Raw genomic sequence first — 16,523 nt, 5'->3', positions numbered from 1 at the left:
GCGGACGCGTTTCCGGGTAAAGGTGCTGGGCGTGGTATTTATTGGGCCTTGCTGACCACGCCGAAGGCTTCCTCGGCGATCACGCGTTCCTCATTGGTCGGAATAACGAAGGCCTTCACCTGGCTGTCCGCCATTGAAATGCAGAGGGCGTTCTTCCGGTTGGCTTCGTCTGACAGGTGGAGCCCCATCCAGCCGAGATGGTCAGCCACCGCCGCCCGGATCGCGGCATCATTCTCGCCGATGCCAGCGGTGAAAACGAGGGCGTCCAAGCCGCCAATGCTCATCGTCAGGCGGCCGATTTCCCCGGCGATGCGCAGGGCGAACAGGTCCAGCGCTTCCTTCGCGCGCGGATCATCGCTCGCTTCAAGCTCCCGGCAGTCAGCGCTGATCCCGCCCGAAACGCCTTTCAGGCCGGACTGGTGGTAGAGCATGTCTTCCACTTCGTCGGTCGGCCGGTGTTCCTGTTGCAGCAGGTGAAGGATCACGCCGGGGTCGAGCGCGCCGCACCGGGTCGCCATCGGTACGCCGTCGATGGTGGAGAAGCCCATGCTCGTGTCCTTGCTCTTGCCATCCAGCATGGCGCAAAGGCTGGCCCCGCTGCCGAGATGGGCGGCGATCACGCGACCGGCTGCGGCCTCCGGAAACTGGCGGCGAAGTTCGGCGGCGATGAATTTGTAGGACAGGCCATGGAAGCCATAGCGCTTGATGCCGCGGTCATGCAGATCGCGCGGCAAGGCGAAGCGCCGAATCAGTTCCGGATTGGTCCTGTGAAACACCGTGTCGAACGAGGCGACCTGGACAAGCTCCGGCCGGACCTGCCGCATCGCGCGGACCAGACGGAGCGCCTGCGGCTGGTGCAACGGCGCAAGAATGGAGAGGGCCTCGATCCGGGCGAGGGAGTCATCGTCGATCAAAACCGGCCCATCGAATTCATCCCCCCCATGCACCACGCGGTGGCCCACACAGCTCAGTTTGCTGAGGTCATAATGTTCGGAGATCCAGTCCAGCGTTTCCGCCATCACATCGGTGAGGTGGCCCGCGTGATCGGCCTTCAGCGCGACGTCAAACACTGCCTTGCCCTCGACAAGGTGGAAGGTCAGCGGGCTGCGTCGGAAGTCGATCAGCGCGTCGGCGATCCGGTCAGGCTTTTCGCCTTCAATACTGAAAAGGCCGATCTTCACGGAGGAAGAGCCGGCATTGAACGTCATCAGCAAAGGGCCGGACATGTCAGCTGCCTGACTTGGTGTAGGTCATGCCGACACTCAAGCGGGCGAGGGCTGCCGACGCCATGCGGGCCGTCAGCGGATCGGCCCGGCTGGTCAGCACGATCGGCACCCGCGCGCCGAGGATCAGGCCGGCGGCAATGGCGTCGGCGAAGTAGATCAGCTGCTTGGCCAGCATGTTGCCGGCTTGAAGATCCGGCACGAGGAGGATGTCTGCTTGCCCTGCAACGGGAGAGACGATGCCCTTGGTCTTGGCGGCAGCCATGCTGATGGCATTGTCATAGGCGAGCGGGCCATCGACCCGGGCACCGGAAATCTGTCCCCGCGCTGCCATCACGGTGAGCGCCGCGGCGTCTAGCGTGGCGGGCATGTCGGCGTTCACAGTTTCGACCGCCGCGAGCACGGCAACCAGCGGCTCCTCAATGCCCAACTGGTGCATGAGATCGACGGCGTTCTGGCAGATGTCGCGCTTCTGATCGAGGGAGGGAAGAATATTCACGGCCGCATCGGTCACGATCAGCGGCTTTTCATACGCCGGAATGTCCATGGCGTAGACATGACTGATACGGCGCTCCGTACGCAGGCCTGAGTCACGGGCGATGACCGCGCCGAGGAGTTCATCCGTATGGAGACTTCCCTTCACAAGAACGGAGACGTCTCCGCTGACAGCCATTTCCACCGCTTTCGCGGCGGCCGCGTGGCTGTGTTCGGTGTCGATAATGTTGAAGCCGTCCAGAGAGACGCCGGCTTCTTCGGCGGCTGCTTCGATCTTGGCGCGGGGGCCGATCAGGACGGGTTCCAGAAGGTCTTCGTCCCGCACCTCGACAGCGCCCTGAATGGCGATGGGGGAACAGGGATGAACGATCGCCGCCTGAACAGTCGGCGAGGCTTTTGCCCGTTCGATGAAGGCGTCATAGCGGTCATGGCGGCGAAGGCGAATGCCTGGCATGTGCTTGCGTTTGACTCGGACGCTGTCTTTCGGAGCGATGACGGTCGCTTCGCCCTTCAGGACGGTCTCGCCATCTTGATTGGTGCAAACGGTCTCCAGCCGGACGAGACGCTTCTTGTTCTGCTTCTCCAGCACTGTCACGGTCGCGGTGACGGTGTCGCCCGGAAACACAGGCTTGGTGAAGGCGATGGTCTGGCCGAGATAGATACAGCCGGGGCCGGGCAGGGTGGTGCCCAGAACGGCGGAAATGAGCGAAGCGGTCCACATGCCATGGGCAACCGGCTTGCCGAAGATATCCTTCGCCGCGAACTCGGCATCGAGATGGGCCGGGTTTACGTCGCCGGAAACAAGCGCGAACAGTTCGATGTCATTTTCGGTGACGGCGCGCTCCAGCGAAGCGGTGTCGCCGACCTTGATCTGGTCATAGGTGCGGTTTTCGAGAAAGACATCAATCATGGGTGGGCACTCCTACCTCTGGAATACATAGGTTCCGGGCGCCTCTTCAAGCGCGGGATAACCCTTGCGCGCCGCGCCCATTCGTGGCGGGCGGATCAAACCAGCCGAGGAATGCTTCGCCAGCCAGGCGCTCCAGCCGGTCCACCAGGAGCCGGATTTCTCCGTCGCGGCTTCCAGCCACTGGTCGGGACTGAGGATCTGGTCGCGGTGGCGGTGATGGGCGATGCGGTAATGACGCCCATTGTGGCCGGGCTCGCTGACGATGCCGGCATTGTGTCCGCCAGTGGCCAGAGCAAATGTAATATCCGTGTCGGCCAGCTGGTGGATCTTGTAGACCGACCGCCATGGCGCGACATGGTCGTGCTCGGTGCCGACGGCAAAGACCGGCACGCGCAGGCCCTGAAGGGCGACCGGCCGGCCATCGACCATGAAGCGTCCATTGGCGAGGTCGTTGTTGATGTAAAGCTTCTTCAGATATTCCGAATGCATCCGGTAAGGCATGCGTGTCGTATCGGCGTTCCAGGCCATGAGGTCGAACATCGGCGCGCGTTCGCCCATCATGTATTCCTTCACCATACGCGACCAGAGCAGGTCGTTCGATCGGAGCAGCTGGAACGCACCGGCCATCTCGTCTGCCGAAAGAAAGCCGCGGTTCCACATGATGCTTTCGAGGAAATGCATCTGGCTGTGGTCGATGAAGAGGGCGAGTTCGCCGGGCTCGCTGAAGTCAGTTTGCGCCGCCAGCAGCGAGACGGATGCGAGCCGGTCATCGCCGTCGCGCGCCATGGCGGAGGCTGCGACGGAAAGCAAAGTTCCGCCGAGGCAATAGCCGGTCGCGTGAACCTTGCGATCCGGGCAGATCGCGTTGATCGCTTCCAGCGCGTCCATCACGCCCATGCGACGATAGTCGTTCAGGGACAGGTCACGATCATCGGCGGACGGGTTGCGCCACGAGATGGCGAAGACGGTGAAGCCCTGTTCGGTCAGGTATTTCACCATCGAGTTCTGCGGCGACAGGTCGAGAATATAATACTTCATGATCCAGGCCGGCACGATCAGGACCGGTTCGGCGTGAACCTCCTTGGTGGCGGGCGCGTACTGGATCAGTTCGATCAGGTGATTGCGGAAGACGATCCGGCCGGGGGTGACGGCAACGTCTTCACCTGGAATGAAGTCTTCAGTGCCGACCGGAGGTTTTTTCTGGATTTGGCGGCGAATGTCTTCGCGCCAGTTTTCGAAACCCTGGATGAAGTTCTGTCCGCCCGTCTCCCGCATCCGCTCCAGAACTTCCGGATTGGTGAAGGGATTGTTCGAAGGGGAGAAGATGTCCAGCATCTGGCGCGCGACGAAAGAGACGACTTCCTCATGATGCGGACTGACGCCAGGAACATCGTGCGTGAGGTTGTGCCACCATTGCTGGGTCAGCAGGAAGGATTGAGACCAGACGCCAAAAGGCTGCTTTCGCCAGGCCGGGTCACGGAAGCGGTTGTCGCCGGGCAGCGGCTCGATGCAGCAATCAGCTTCTTCCTGGCCCATTGTGGACAACAGATAGGCCGACAGGCGGTTGCTTTTGCGGAAAGCCTTTTGGACCATTTCCAGCTGCTTGCCTGGCGCGGACTGAAGGTGAAGCGTCCAGTCCATGTAAGCGAGTGCGAGTGAGGCCGGGGAAACGCCGCTGGAAAATCGGCTGATCAGCGTGTCCCGCATCCGGTCCATCGCTTCGAAAGCGGCTTGGCGCGCGGCATCGGGATCATTGGGGTTATTCGGTGTATCTGAAGCAGGCATCGAATTGTCAGCTTTCTGCCACGCATGGAATTTTGGCGATTTGGCCAGTTTTGTATGCCGAAAAATAGTGCCGGTTTATTTAAACCATTTGACGGAAATGCATCTGCCTTCACAACGATGTGCTGGAGAAGCGTTTTGGTGCCCGGCCGGGCACGAAAAGCCCGGCCGGACACCGGTTATCAGGATCGGCTGGAAAGATGCCGGATCAGGGCGCGGGCTTCTGGTGTCGGAGGTTTCTCGGTACGCCGGTAATCAGATCCGTCTGCTTTACGGCTCACCAGTCTGAAATCGACGAGCTCCCGCCTTATCAGCGCGGCATCCTCGAACAGGTGAAGTCTATCCAGTAGGGCAGTGATCTGCTTGTCGTTGAGCACACTGTTGGCAGGCAGACGAGCCCACAGGGCCCACAAGCAGAGCTCTTGCATGGACCTGCGCGATGACCACTGAGTCAGTCGGCCTTGTGCATCGAACAGGTTCAGCGCCCGCTCGACGATTGTGTGGTCGACTGGTTTCGATATCATCCTGGGTTCGGACAGGCGCTCGCCAGCCTGATGTGCAGCTCGCAGGTGCTGGAAATTCCGGAAGCCGTTCGCACGCGCCAACATGTTCATCAGAGTCAAGTGCGAAGGCGGTGCCTCCGCTGACATCAGCTGTTGCGTCAGTGCGCGTGAAAAATTGGAGATGTCCTCAATAGAGAGGGGAATTGAGTCTCTGGGCATGATTCATCCATCGCGTGCCGCATCAGGGTCGTTGGTCGCTGACTTACGACGGGGCACTGGACAATAACCATGTGACTGTCGGTTTGATTATGCAGGTTTAGCTTCCCGGTGGGACAGCGACGCCTCGGTGAACTGCGGACCGTGAACGCCAAATACCATTTCACCGTTTTCCGGGCAATCCGCCTATTCGTCTTCCGGTGGCGGGGTGCCGCGGTTCATCCAGGCGAACAAAGGTTTCAGCGGGAATATCCATGAGATACCGGCAACGACATAGAAAACCAGCTCCGCCCAGCGCGGCCACGTCGAGGTCATGCCGCCAATTGTGGCCGCCAAAACGATATAAACAATCAGGTAGACCAGCAGGATCAGGGCGGTGAGGGGCTTGCGCATGAATGCAGTCCTTTGTGCAGATGCGACCCCGCAGACCCTTGCGGGGCGCCAGCCTCACGTCAATTAAAGCGCATGAGCGAAACCACAATCCCCCCCGCTGCTGCCATCTGGATCCGCCGCTGGCTGATCCTGGTGGGCCTGATGGTCTATGCGATGATCCTGATCGGCGGCGCCACGCGCCTCACCGATTCCGGCCTGTCGATTACAGAATGGGATCCGATCAAAGGGGCCATTCCGCCGCTTTCTACCGAGGCCTGGAGCGAGGCTTTCGCCAAATACCAGAGCACAGCGGAATACCGGTACATCAACCACGGCATGTCCATGTCGGAGTTCCAGCATATCTACTGGTGGGAGTGGGGGCACCGCTTCTTCGGCCGGATGATCGGCCTGGTCGCTGTGCTGGGCATCGCGGTGTTCGCCGTCCGGAAGTGGCTGACGCGTCCGCTTATGTGGAAGCTGTTCGGGCTTGTGGCGCTGGGCGGACTTCAGGGCGCGATCGGCTGGTGGATGGTGTCGAGCGGTATCGGGGAGACGACCCGGGTGGATGTCGCGCCTTACCGGCTGATGACCCACTTTATCCTGGCACTGTTGATCATCGCCATTGTTGCCTGGCTGTGGCTGGACCTCGGCAATCGGGCGCGCAGTACAGCATCCCGCGCGGTGCGGGTCACGGCGAAACTGTTCCTGCTGGCGGTTTTTGTGCAAATGGCAGCCGGTGCGCTCGTCGCCGGACTGGACGCCGGGCGCAGTTATAATGACTGGCCGCTCATGGCGGGTGAACTGGTCCCCTCACATTACCTGGAAGGCGACCTCGGTATCCGCAGCCTGTTTGAGGGGCGCGCGGCAACTCAGTTCAATCACCGCATCATCGCCTATGCGATCTGGGCGGCCAGCCTTGTGGCGGCGTTGGCCTTCCGGAAGACCGCGTACGGGCGCAGCTTTATCGTCTTCGCCGGGTTGGTCAGCTTGCAGGCCGTGTGGGGAATCCTGACGCTGCTGCACGCGGCGCCCATGAACCTCGCCCTGCTGCATCAGGCGATCGGGGTTGTGGTGACGCTGGCGGCCGTCCGCCTTGCATGGCAGACGGCGCGCCCGGAAGCGTCGGACTAGTTAGATCCCGTTTGTGTATTCGGCAGGGTGATCGGGCTCGGATCGACGAACACGACCTGGCTCTTGCCCGGTTCGATCTCTCCCGCCAGCGCGATCACGCCGCCCGGATAACCGCCGGACATCATCGTACCCATAGCGGCCATGGCGACCGGCTTCTCCGGTGCGAAGACGCTGAGGCCATTCCGGATGTTCACGTCGGTCGTGGTCATGCCGAGGTCAGTGGACAGTTTCAGGCCCGAATCCGGCTCCAGCGAAAGCAGGGCTGAGACCTGACCGCGGATCAGCGGGGCGGCGGCCGTGGCACGCGGGGAGGCGACCAGCGTGTCGCTGGTGTAGGCACAGGACTGAATCGGGAAGTCAGTGAAGGTGGAATCGCCACGTTCCCAGGTCAGTTCGCCTCCGCTTTCCTTCACAATACCGGCCTGCAGGACGCGATTGTTGCCCAGCGTCCAGAAGGCGAGGCGCATGATGCCCTCAGTGCCGGCCGGCCCGGAGCACAGACCGTCAATAAAGGTCTCCCCGTCGACAGACAGGTCCACCTGTGCCGGGGCCATCAGGCCGTCCCCGAACACATAGGCCTTGGCGGTGCCCTCCCGGTCGATACCGGGGAAAACGGTCAATGTGCTGCCGCCGATATTGGCGGATTGGCCACCCGCCAGCGCTTTGACGCGGAAATTGGTCGGTTCGCCGATCCGCTCGGCTTCCATGTCGAAAAATTGCAGGCCGCCAGTCTCGTAGGCGACGGCGAGAATCCCCCTTGAACCGCCGGAAAGGGCGATTGCAGATACGGGTGATTCCAGTGTACGGGTCGACCAGACGGCCGGAAGCTCCACATCTGCAGTGATTGCAGAGGATTCCGGGGGGGATTCCGGCGCTTGTTCCGGCTTGCTGCAGGCCGCCGCGGCAAAAAGCAGGGCAAGTCCAAGCCCTGCGTTGACAACGGTGGATGTGGCGCTTAAACGCCAGCGCTTGAATTCCATTCCATGAACTCCGAAAGCGAGAGGCTCTGAGTAGAGCGATGAAAACCTATAACGCACCTGTGGACGTCGAGAATAAGTGGGTCGTGATCGACGCGACTGATGTCGTTGTCGGACGTCTTGCTTCTTACGTCGCCAAGCGCCTGCGCGGCAAGCACCGCCCTGACTTTACTCCGCACATCGATACCGGTGACCATGTCATCGTGATCAATGCGGAAAAGGCCAAATTTACCGGCAACAAGCTGGCTGATAAGGTCTACTACCGCCACACCGGCCACCCGGGCGGCATCAAGTCGACCACCGCCGGCAAGATCCTTTCCGGCCGCTTCCCGGAGCGCGCCATCGAACTGGCCGTTAAGCGTATGCTGCCGAAAGAGAGCACGCTGGCGCGCAAGCAGTTCTCGAAGCTGCGCGTCTATGCCGGTGCTGAGCACCCGCACACGGCCCAGAGCCCCGAAACCGTCGACTTCGCGTCGATGAACCGCAAAAACGTCAAAACGGCCTGATCATTATGACCGACACTGCAAACTCCCTCCAGGACCTCGGCACCATGACTGGTGACGAAACTGTCACCGCCGCTCCGGAGACCCTCGCTGAACCGAAAATCGACGCTCAGGGCCGTGCTTACGGCACCGGCCGCCGCAAGGAAGCCGTCGCCCGCGTCTGGATCAAGCCGGGTTCCGGCAAGATCACGATCAATGGCCGTGACCAGGAGCAGTATTTTGCGCGCCCCGTGCTGCGCATGGTGATTGCCCAGCCGCTGATCGAAGCCGGCCGCGAGACCGAGTTTGACGTGATCGCCACCGTGAAAGGCTCCGGCCTCATGGGGCAGGCTGGCGCAGTGCGTCACGGCATTTCGCGTGCCCTCGTCGCTTACGAGCCGGGCCTGCGCAAAGTGCTCAAGCCGTTTGGCTTCATGACCCGCGACCCGCGTGTCGTCGAGCGTAAGAAGTACGGTAAGGCGAAAGCCCGCCGCAGCTTCCAGTTCTCGAAGCGCTAAGCCGCATCCGGTTTATTCTTTTCGGGCGGGCGCTTCGGTGACGGAGCGCCCGCTTTTCTTTTGTCTTGCGTTTGCAAAGGGACGAGAACGCAATGCTGCCCAAAGTTTTCATTGATGGCGAAGCCGGCACGACCGGGCTTCAGATTGCCGACCGGCTGCGGAGCCGGACGGACCTTGAGCTGATCTCGATTGATCCGGACAAGCGCAAGGATCATGACGAACGCGCGCGTCTGATGAACATGGCAGATGCCGTGATCATGTGCCTGCCGGATGAGGCTGCCCGTCTGGGTGTGTCCCTTGTGACGAGCCAGAACACCGTCATCATCGATGCGTCTTCTGCTCACCGGACGGCGCCAGGCTGGACATACGGCTTTCCGGAAATGGACAAAGCCCAGCGGTCTGCTCTCCGGGCTACCCGGCGGATCGCCAATCCCGGCTGCTACCCGACGGGCATGATTGCACTGTTGCGTCCGCTCACCGGGGCAGGTCTCGTGCCAGCCTCCCTGCCGGTGACGGTCAGCGCCGTGTCCGGTTATTCCGGTGGTGGCAAGGCCATGATTGCCGAGTTTGAGCAAGGCGGCACGCAGGAAAATCATCGCATCTACGCGCTGACTCAGAAGCACAAGCACCTGCCAGAGATGAAGCGGTTCGCCCGGCTGGACCACGCGCCGATGTTCCTGCCGTCTGTCGGACGGTTCGCGCAGGGTATGTTGACTCAGATTCCGTTGCCGCTGTGGGCGCTGCCGGGCAAGTCGAAGCGGACTGACCTGCATGCGGCGCTGGTCAAAGCCTACGAGGGCGAGGCTTTTGTAAAAGTGCCATCGCTGGCCGAATGTGATTCGCTGGCCGGATTGGAACCTGAGGCCTGCAACGGTACGAACCGGCTGGAACTTTTCGTGTTCGGTTCGGACGAGGAAGTCCGTCTCGTCGCGCGCCTCGACAATCTCGGCAAGGGAGCGTCAGGTGCTGCCGTGCAGAACCTTAATATTGCGCTGGGGCTTGATGAAGAGGCAGGGCTGGACGCCTAGACCGGCAGCTTGATGTCCGCGAGGCGTACCTTGGCGTAGTTGCCCGGCGCGGCGCCGAGGCCCATGTCCTTCGGCTGTTTCGCCTCGACCTTGCGGCCGGATTTCGGGCGCAGCCAGTCCCACCAGGTCGGCCACCAGGAGCCGGGGACTTCCTCGGCGTTTTCAAGCCACTCGCCGCCCGTTTCAGTCAGGTCCGGGTTCAGCCAGTGCTGGTATTTCTTTGCGTCCGGGTGGTTCACCACGCCGGCGATATGTCCGGACCCGGACAAGACAAACTGCGTATCGCCGCCGAAGACGAGCGCCGTGCGGTACACGCTTTCGAACGGGCAGATATGATCGTCCTTGCTGGCCTGCACCATGACAGGGATCTTCACGTCTTTCAGGTTCACGGTCTCGCCCAGCACTTCGAAGCTGCCGGTCGACAGGCGGTTCTCGGCGTAGCAATCCTTGAGGTAGCGCTGGTGAACCTTGCCCGGAATGTTTGTCTGGTCAGCATTCCAGTAGAGCAGGTCGAATGGGCGGGGTGCCTTGCCCAGCATGTATTCGTCGATGACATAGCGCCAGACCAGGTCGATCGGGCGCAGCCAGTTGAAGGTTTCGTACATCATCGAGCCCGGCATGACGCCGCCATTCTCTTCGATGATACCGTTGATGTAGCCGCGTCCCGGCCCGTCAGTGAAGACTTTCAGGTCGCCGGCGAGTTCGAAGTCTGACTGCGAGGCGAAGAAGGTTGCCGACTTGATCTTGTCATATCCGGTCTTCGCCATGTGACCGAGGGCGGAGGACAGCATCGTTCCGCCGATACAGTAGCCGACCGTGTTGACGCCGGTTGCCCCGGAAGCCTGCATCGTCGCCTCGACGGCGGCATAGGCGCCCTTCTGGACGTAGTCGTCCCACTCATAGTCCTGCGTCACCTCGTCAGCCGAGCGCCAGGACACCACGAAGACCGGTACGCCCTTATCGACCAGCCAGCGGATCATCGAATTCTTTTCCTGCAGGTCCAGGATGTAGAACTTGTTGATCCAGGGCGGGAAGATCAGGAGCGGACGGGAATAGGTTTTTTCCTGTGTCGGTGCGTAGTGTATCAGCTCAATCAAGTCATTTCGGAAGACAACCTGACCCGGCGCTGTGGCGATGTTCTCACCCAGCTTGAATGGAGTCTCGTCTGTCTGGCTGATGTAAAGCTTGCCGCCGCCCTTCTTCACATCGGCGCGGGCAAGGCGGAGACCTTCCAGAACGCTCTGGCCTCCGGTTTCGAAGAAGGCACGAAGGGCCGTTGGGTTGGAGCCGAGATAGTTGGTTGGTGACAGGGTGTCGGTGAGGAGCTGAGTGAAGAACTTCGCGCGAAGTTGCAGGTTTTCCGGCAGGCCTGGCGCCTGATCTGCCAGGCTGTTCATCCAGTTGGCGTTCACTTCATAGGCTTTGCGGATGAAGCGAAAGCCAGGATTGCTGGCCCATTCAGGGTCAGAAAAGCGCTTGTCCTTGTCCTTCTCAGGCTTGCCGGAAATCGCCTCCATGGACATTTCCTGCCACAGCTTCATCCAGCCGGTCATCAGTTCCAGGTTGGCGTTGAACATGGCGGTGGGATTGGAGGCGAAACTCCAGCCGACGGCACGGAACGCCTCGCCGACGCGCATTGGATCGCCTTGAGACACTGTGCCCAGAGGGCCGGAGCCCATCATGACATCCGCCAACAGGCCCTGGGACTCGACGTTCGCCAGCGCAAGCGTCGTCATCAGCACCTGCATACGCACCGGATCCTGGCTCATCATGAGCTCAGTCAGGGGCGTTGGGGTGTCTTTGATTCGCTCGCTACCACTCATTCGTACAATTTATGCCTGTTTTAGCTGTCCTTTACTATGCGCCTGAATATTTGTGATTTAGTGAGTGCGATCATGAAAAACACGGCGATTCCCCTTTTAAGCGTATCGATTCTGCTCATTGCGGGCTGTTCGAACTCTTTTGGTCGTGTTCGCGAAGCAATTAATCAGGCGCCAGACTGGTATGATGCCCGCCGTCAGGAAATCCGGGGGGAGGGGTATCCGAAGCTGGCCGAAGTGCAGGAAATCCCGGCGGACCAGCTTCCCGGAAAGACTTTGCCTGACTCAGCTGTCCGCGTGGACATATTGCAGGCCTATTTTGACTCTAATGAACGAGCGGAGCCACCCGTGGATGTAGCAGGCCAGATGGCCGTGCTGCTGAAGCGGGTAGAAGCGGAATTTGCGGGTCTGCCCGCTAATCCCGATTTCCTAACGCAGGATGATATCGCTCAGATTCAGGCTGCGTTCAACGTTCCAAGAGTTACTGAAGGCCTCAAGGTCAGACGCAAATGAATACCGATTTTCACAAGATCCGCCGACTTCCCCCTTACGTTTTCGAACAGGTGAACCGCACCAAGGCGGCCCTGCGTGCGGACGGCGCGGATATCATCGACCTCGGCATGGGCAACCCGGACCTGCCGACCCCCAAACACATCGTCGACAAGCTGTGCGAAACGGCGCGTCGGCCAGACGTTAACGGCTATTCCGCGTCGCGCGGCATTCCGGGCTTGCGCCGCGCGCTGACCGACTATTACAAGCGCCGCTTTGACGTAAAACTGGACAAGGACCGGGAGGTGATCGTCACCCTCGGCTCCAAGGAAGGCTTTGCCAACCTCGCTCAGGCCATTTCGGCGCCGGGCGATGTGATCCTTGCGCCGGACCCGTCTTATCCGCTGCACCATTTCGGCTTCATCATTGCTGGCGCGTCGATCCGCGGTGTGCCCGCCCAGACGCCGGAGCAGTACCTGTCCAACCTCGGCAAGGCCGTGCACTATTCCGTGCCGCCGCCGACAGCCATGGTTCTTTGCTATCCGTCCAACCCGACGGCCGCTGTGTGCGATCTCGATTTCTACAAGGACGCCATCAAGTTCGCGAAAAAGCATGAGCTGTGGGTACTGTCTGACCTTGCCTACAACGAGATTTATTTCGACGAGCCGACACCCTCGATCCTTCAGGTCGATGGCGCCAAGGACATCGCAGTCGAGTTCACGACCATGTCGAAGACCTATTCCATGGCCGGCTGGCGCATGGGCTTCGTCGCAGGGAACGAGACTTTGATCTCTGCGCTGGCTCGCGTGAAATCCTATCTCGACTACGGTGCCTACACGCCGATCCAGGTGGCCGCTGTGGCGGCGCTCGATGGCCCGCAGGATTGCGTGGACGAGACGCGTGCAATCTACAAATCACGCCGCGACGTGCTGGTGGAAAGCTTCACCCGCGCCGGCTGGCCGGTGCCAAGCCCGGCAGCCTCCATGTTCGCGTGGGCGCCGATTCCGGAGCAACTGAAGCACCTTGGCAGTCTGGAGTTTGCCTTGCAGCTGATCAATGAGGCCCATGTCGCTGTCGCGCCCGGCGCCGGTTTCGGCGAGCATGGCGACGGCCATGTCCGCATCGCCCTCGTCGAGAACGAACAGCGTATCCGCCAGGCCGCCCGCAACATCCGGAAATTCCTGGAGAAGCGCGGCGTGAAAGAGATTAAGCCTGCGGTCGCGGCGGCGGAATAGCCGTCGCCATCAGGCGTAGGTAAAGCCCCCATTGTTGATGACGACACGGCCGTCTCCACCGATGGTCTGGAAGATGGCCGTGCTGTTATCGCCTTCGCCAGTCCAGATTTTAATGGTCAGTGCCTCGCCAGGCAGCACGGGCGACGAGAAGCGCCCATCCATGGCCTTGAACCGGGCCGGTTCATTCCCGCACAGCGAGGCCAGCAGGGCGCGTCCGGTGAAGCCATATGTGCAGAGGCCATGCAGGATCGGCTTCGGGAAACCGCCAACGTCAGAGAATTTCTTGTCTGAATGCAAGGGGTTGCGGTCGCCGCTGAGGCGGTAGAGCAGGGCCTGATCCGGCCGGGTCTGGTAGGTCACTTCGAGATCCGGGGCCCGCTCTGGCGCAACGTTCGTCTGGCCGGACGGGCCCTTGTCGCCGCCGAAACCACCTTCGCCAACAATGAAGACGGATGAGGTCAGTTCAAAGAGCGGCTTGTCATCGGCCGTCAGCGTCGCCTCGGCTTTCGTCGCGACGACGGCGCCTTTGCCTTTGTCGTAAATGCCGGTGATTTCATCGACGAGCGTGATTTCACCTTCGACCGGGATGGGTCGGTGCAGGCGGATGCCCTGTTCTCCGTGAACCAGCATGCGGGGATCATAGGTCCCGGCATCGGCCATGGCGCTTTTCCCGCCTCTGGCATTGAAACCAGCAAGTACGCCGAAAGTGGGGAGCACTTTCTGGTCCACGCCCATCGTGTTCTCGGTGGTGAATTCCAGCTCAGCCCCAACAGGGTCTGCCACCCCGGCGCCGACACCAAGTGCATAAAGCAAGGCATCGCGAGAATCCCACGCCCATGTTCGCGGCGTTCCCTTCGATCCGACGGCATCCTGATTGATTGGCATAGTATGGCCCTCCCGCTTCGTTTCTTTGTCTGCGCATTAAGCACCGGGTTTCAATCCGCTGCAATGCCACTGGTTTGGGCGGTCGCCCCCTTTCCCCGGCGCGCCAAACCAGCTAGGCACCTGCCGGGATATTCAGCAACAAACAGGGGGCCCTTTTGGCACCTTTGAAGATAGGGATCGCCGGCCTTGGCCATGTCGGCTGCGGCCTGATTGAACTGGTCGAGCGCCAGCAGAACCTTCGCCTGCCAGGCGAAGTGCAGATCACTGGTGTCAGCGCTCGTAGCCAGTCGCGCAACCGTCCGGTCGATATCAGCCCTTATCGTTGGTTCGACGATGCTGCGACACTGGCAGAAGACCCGGACGTGGACGTTTTTGTGGAACTGATGGGCGGATCCGATGGCCCCGCCAAGTTCGCCGTGGAAACGGCACTGAAGGCTGGAAAACACGTTGTCACTGCCAACAAGGCACTGATTGCCAAGCACGGTATGGCGCTGGCCCGTCTGGCGGAAGAAAAACAGGTCGATCTGTTGTTCGAAGCCGCCGTCGCTGGCGGTATCCCAGTCGTCCGTGTGTTGCGAGACAGCCTCGCCGGCACTGAAGTCAAACGCATCACAGGTATCTTGAACGGCACCTGCAACTACCTCACCACGGTGATGCTGGAGCAGGGCCGCGAATATGATGACGTGCTCGCAGAAGCGCAGCGTCTTGGGTACGCGGAAGCCGATCCGACGCTGGACGTGTCGGGCATGGACGCCGCGCATAAGGCGGCCATTCTGTCAGCCATCGCTTTCTCGGCGGACCTTGATTTCTCAAAGGTCAGCGTCTCAGGCATCGACAAGGTCAGCCTGCTGGATCTGCGTCTGGCCGACCGTCTGGGCTATCGCATCAAGCTGATCGCTGAAGGCTTGTTGACCGATGAGGGCGTCGTGTGCCGGGTCGAGCCGCTGGTCCTGCCGGCCACGCATCCGCTGGCGCGCGTGAATGGCAGCCTGAACACCGTCCGGATCGAGGGCGACCCGGTTGGGGCGATCACGCTGACGGGCCCAGGAGCAGGCGCCGGGCCGACCGCGAGCGCCGTGATGGGCGATGTCGCAAAGATGTTCCGCCCGGCTATCCGGCCAGCCTTTGGCCGCGCCGCGCACCATACTGGCCGACCTTTTGTTCAGGGGGCGCCGACGGAAGTCGCGCCGTTCTTCCTGCGTGTTTATTTGCCAGACCAACCGGGTGCTCTTGCGGCCCTCACAGAGGCGCTCGCCAAAGAGGGCGTTTCAGTAGACAAGCTGTTGCAGGAATCGGGTGAGGAATCCGGTGCCGCACCGGTGGTTATCGTGACCCATCGCTGCCCGCGTTCAAATATGCAGGCTGCGCTGGAGCGGTTGGAAAAAATTGCAAAGCCGATTGACGCGCCACGGCTAATTCGTATCGAGGCGGCAAGCTAATTGCTTACCGTCTAGGCGTAAGAGACAAAAATCCCGCGTTCGGAGATAAAAAAATTATGGAAAACAGCGTTCTGACGCCCAGCTTGGCGGATGCCATGGTGCGCGTGACCGAAGAAGCAGCCATCGCTGCGTCAAAACTGGTCGGTCGTGGCGATGAGAAAAAGGCCGATGCAGCCGCCGTCGATGCCATGCGCACGGCGTTCAACCGGGTTGATTTCAAGGGCCGTGTCGTTATTGGCGAAGGTGAGCGCGATGAAGCCCCGATGCTCTACATCGGCGAGGAAGTCGGCACCGGAAATGGCCCTGAGATCGACATCGCGCTGGATCCGCTGGAAGGCACGACGCTTACCGCGAAAGCCATGGCGAACGCCCTCGCTGTGCTGGCCATCGCCCCGAAGGGGGGCCTGCTGTACGCGCCGGACACCTATATGGACAAGATCGCCATTGGCCCGGGCTATCCGGAAGGGATCATCAGCCTCGACGCCAGCCCGGCCGAGAACATCACGGCCCTCGCCAAGCACAAGGGCGTTGACGTCACAGACATGACGGCCTGCGTTCTGGATCGTCCGCGCCACGAAGACATCATCGAAAGCCTGCGCTCTGTCGGCGCCCGTGTCGCCCTGATCACCGATGGCGACGTCGCCGGCGTGATTGCAACGACCAATCCTCACACTGGCATTGACCTTTACATGGGCTCCGGCGGTGCACCGGAAGGCGTTCTTGCTGCTGCAGCCCTGAAATGCGTCGGCGGCCAGATGTTCGGCCGTCTCGTTTTCCGCAATGATGACGAGAAGAAACGCGCCGCACGCGTTGGCATCACCGATCTCGGCCGCACATACGCCCTAAACGAGCTCGCTTCGTCTGATACGGTTTTCTGTGCTACTGGTGTGACGCAGGGCTCCATGCTCAGCGGCGTGCAGCACCGCGATGGCGGCGTACACACCCACACGCTGGTCATGACGTCGACTGACGGCATGGTCCGCTACATCCGGTCGAACCGGAAGGCATAAGTCCGGGG

Annotated in this window: 16 protein-coding genes; 8 read left to right on the top strand and 8 right to left on the bottom strand. The window is 61.1% G+C overall.

Going from position 1 to position 16,523, the window contains the following annotated elements:
• Positions 1-38 precede the first annotated feature (38 nt).
• The 5 genes from HY26_RS11295 to HY26_RS11275 form a co-directional block, all read right to left on the bottom strand.
• Positions 39-1,226: an acetate/propionate family kinase gene (locus HY26_RS11295; protein WP_112073632.1), complete on the bottom strand. Its 1,188-nt coding sequence runs from the start codon at positions 1,224-1,226 to the stop codon at positions 39-41.
• 1 nt (position 1,227) lies between these two features.
• Entirely contained in the window at positions 1,228-2,628 is a 1,401-nt protein-coding gene (locus tag HY26_RS11290) for a bifunctional enoyl-CoA hydratase/phosphate acetyltransferase (protein ID WP_112073631.1), read from the bottom strand.
• Between the two features lie 12 nt (positions 2,629-2,640).
• Positions 2,641-4,413 carry an alpha/beta hydrolase gene (locus HY26_RS11285; RefSeq protein WP_081813197.1) on the bottom strand — a complete coding sequence of 591 codons (1,773 nt, stop codon included), beginning with the start codon at positions 4,411-4,413 and terminating at the stop codon, positions 2,641-2,643.
• A gap of 179 nt (positions 4,414-4,592) precedes the next feature.
• Positions 4,593-4,934, bottom strand: a complete 342-nt coding sequence (locus tag HY26_RS19240; protein ID WP_233351605.1) for a DUF2087 domain-containing protein — start codon at positions 4,932-4,934, stop codon at positions 4,593-4,595.
• A gap of 381 nt (positions 4,935-5,315) precedes the next feature.
• A complete protein-coding gene (locus tag HY26_RS11275) occupies positions 5,316-5,522 on the bottom strand; it encodes a DUF2842 domain-containing protein (protein ID WP_034768355.1) in 207 nt (68 codons plus the stop codon).
• A 72-nt stretch (positions 5,523-5,594) separates the two neighbouring features.
• Here HY26_RS11275 and HY26_RS11270 point away from each other — a divergent pair, with 72 nt between their 5' ends.
• The gene (locus HY26_RS11270) at positions 5,595-6,632 is read left to right on the top strand and encodes a COX15/CtaA family protein (RefSeq protein ID WP_112073630.1); all 1,038 of its coding nucleotides are present in this window, start codon (positions 5,595-5,597) and stop codon (positions 6,630-6,632) included.
• On the opposite strand, the gene HY26_RS11265 is transcribed toward HY26_RS11270, so the two are convergent.
• The gene (locus HY26_RS11265) at positions 6,629-7,612 is read right to left on the bottom strand and encodes a hypothetical protein (RefSeq protein ID WP_034768357.1); all 984 of its coding nucleotides are present in this window, start codon (positions 7,610-7,612) and stop codon (positions 6,629-6,631) included. The two genes, HY26_RS11270 and HY26_RS11265, sit on opposite strands and share 4 nt — an antisense overlap.
• A 38-nt stretch (positions 7,613-7,650) precedes the next feature.
• Between HY26_RS11265 and rplM the strand changes: the two genes are divergently transcribed.
• From rplM to argC, 3 genes are all read left to right on the top strand, one after another.
• The gene (gene rplM / locus HY26_RS11260; protein WP_034768358.1) at positions 7,651-8,115 is read left to right on the top strand and encodes a 50S ribosomal protein L13; all 465 of its coding nucleotides are present in this window, start codon (positions 7,651-7,653) and stop codon (positions 8,113-8,115) included.
• Positions 8,116-8,120: 5 nt separating this feature from the next.
• On the top strand, positions 8,121-8,609 hold the full coding sequence (gene rpsI, locus HY26_RS11255; RefSeq protein ID WP_034768359.1) for a 30S ribosomal protein S9: 489 nt from the start codon (positions 8,121-8,123) through the stop codon (positions 8,607-8,609).
• A gap of 92 nt (positions 8,610-8,701) precedes the next feature.
• Positions 8,702-9,637 (top strand): N-acetyl-gamma-glutamyl-phosphate reductase, encoded by a 936-nt coding sequence (gene argC, locus HY26_RS11250; RefSeq protein ID WP_034768362.1) that lies wholly within the window; start codon positions 8,702-8,704, stop codon positions 9,635-9,637.
• Here argC and HY26_RS11245 read toward each other — a convergent pair.
• Entirely contained in the window at positions 9,634-11,406 is a 1,773-nt protein-coding gene (locus HY26_RS11245) for an alpha/beta hydrolase (RefSeq protein ID WP_233348840.1), read from the bottom strand. The two genes, argC and HY26_RS11245, sit on opposite strands and share 4 nt — an antisense overlap.
• A gap of 90 nt (positions 11,407-11,496) precedes the next feature.
• On the opposite strand from HY26_RS11245, the gene HY26_RS11240 reads away from it, so the two are divergent.
• Positions 11,497-11,970, top strand: a complete 474-nt coding sequence (locus HY26_RS11240; RefSeq protein WP_158531480.1) for a hypothetical protein — start codon at positions 11,497-11,499, stop codon at positions 11,968-11,970.
• Positions 11,967-13,181: an LL-diaminopimelate aminotransferase gene (locus HY26_RS11235; protein WP_034768366.1), complete on the top strand. Its 1,215-nt coding sequence runs from the start codon at positions 11,967-11,969 to the stop codon at positions 13,179-13,181. Before HY26_RS11240 ends, HY26_RS11235 begins: the two co-directional genes overlap by 4 nt.
• A gap of 9 nt (positions 13,182-13,190) precedes the next feature.
• Here HY26_RS11235 and HY26_RS11230 read toward each other — a convergent pair whose 3' ends face one another.
• Positions 13,191-14,066: a MaoC/PaaZ C-terminal domain-containing protein gene (locus HY26_RS11230; RefSeq protein WP_034768368.1), complete on the bottom strand. Its 876-nt coding sequence runs from the start codon at positions 14,064-14,066 to the stop codon at positions 13,191-13,193.
• Positions 14,067-14,221: 155 nt separating this feature from the next.
• On the opposite strand from HY26_RS11230, the gene HY26_RS11225 reads away from it, so the two are divergent.
• A complete protein-coding gene (locus tag HY26_RS11225; RefSeq protein ID WP_034768370.1) occupies positions 14,222-15,505 on the top strand; it encodes a homoserine dehydrogenase in 1,284 nt (427 codons plus the stop codon).
• 56 nt (positions 15,506-15,561) lie between these two features.
• A complete protein-coding gene (gene glpX, locus HY26_RS11220; protein ID WP_034768372.1) occupies positions 15,562-16,515 on the top strand; it encodes a class II fructose-bisphosphatase in 954 nt (317 codons plus the stop codon).
• The last annotated feature ends 8 nt before the right edge of the window (positions 16,516-16,523 follow it).

It is taken from the genome of Hyphomonas sp. GM-8P (assembly GCF_003263315.1).
Classification (GTDB): domain Bacteria; phylum Pseudomonadota; class Alphaproteobacteria; order Caulobacterales; family Hyphomonadaceae; genus Hyphomonas.
Note: the sequence above shows the minus strand (reverse complement) of the source record. Positions and strands in the feature narration are given on the sequence as shown.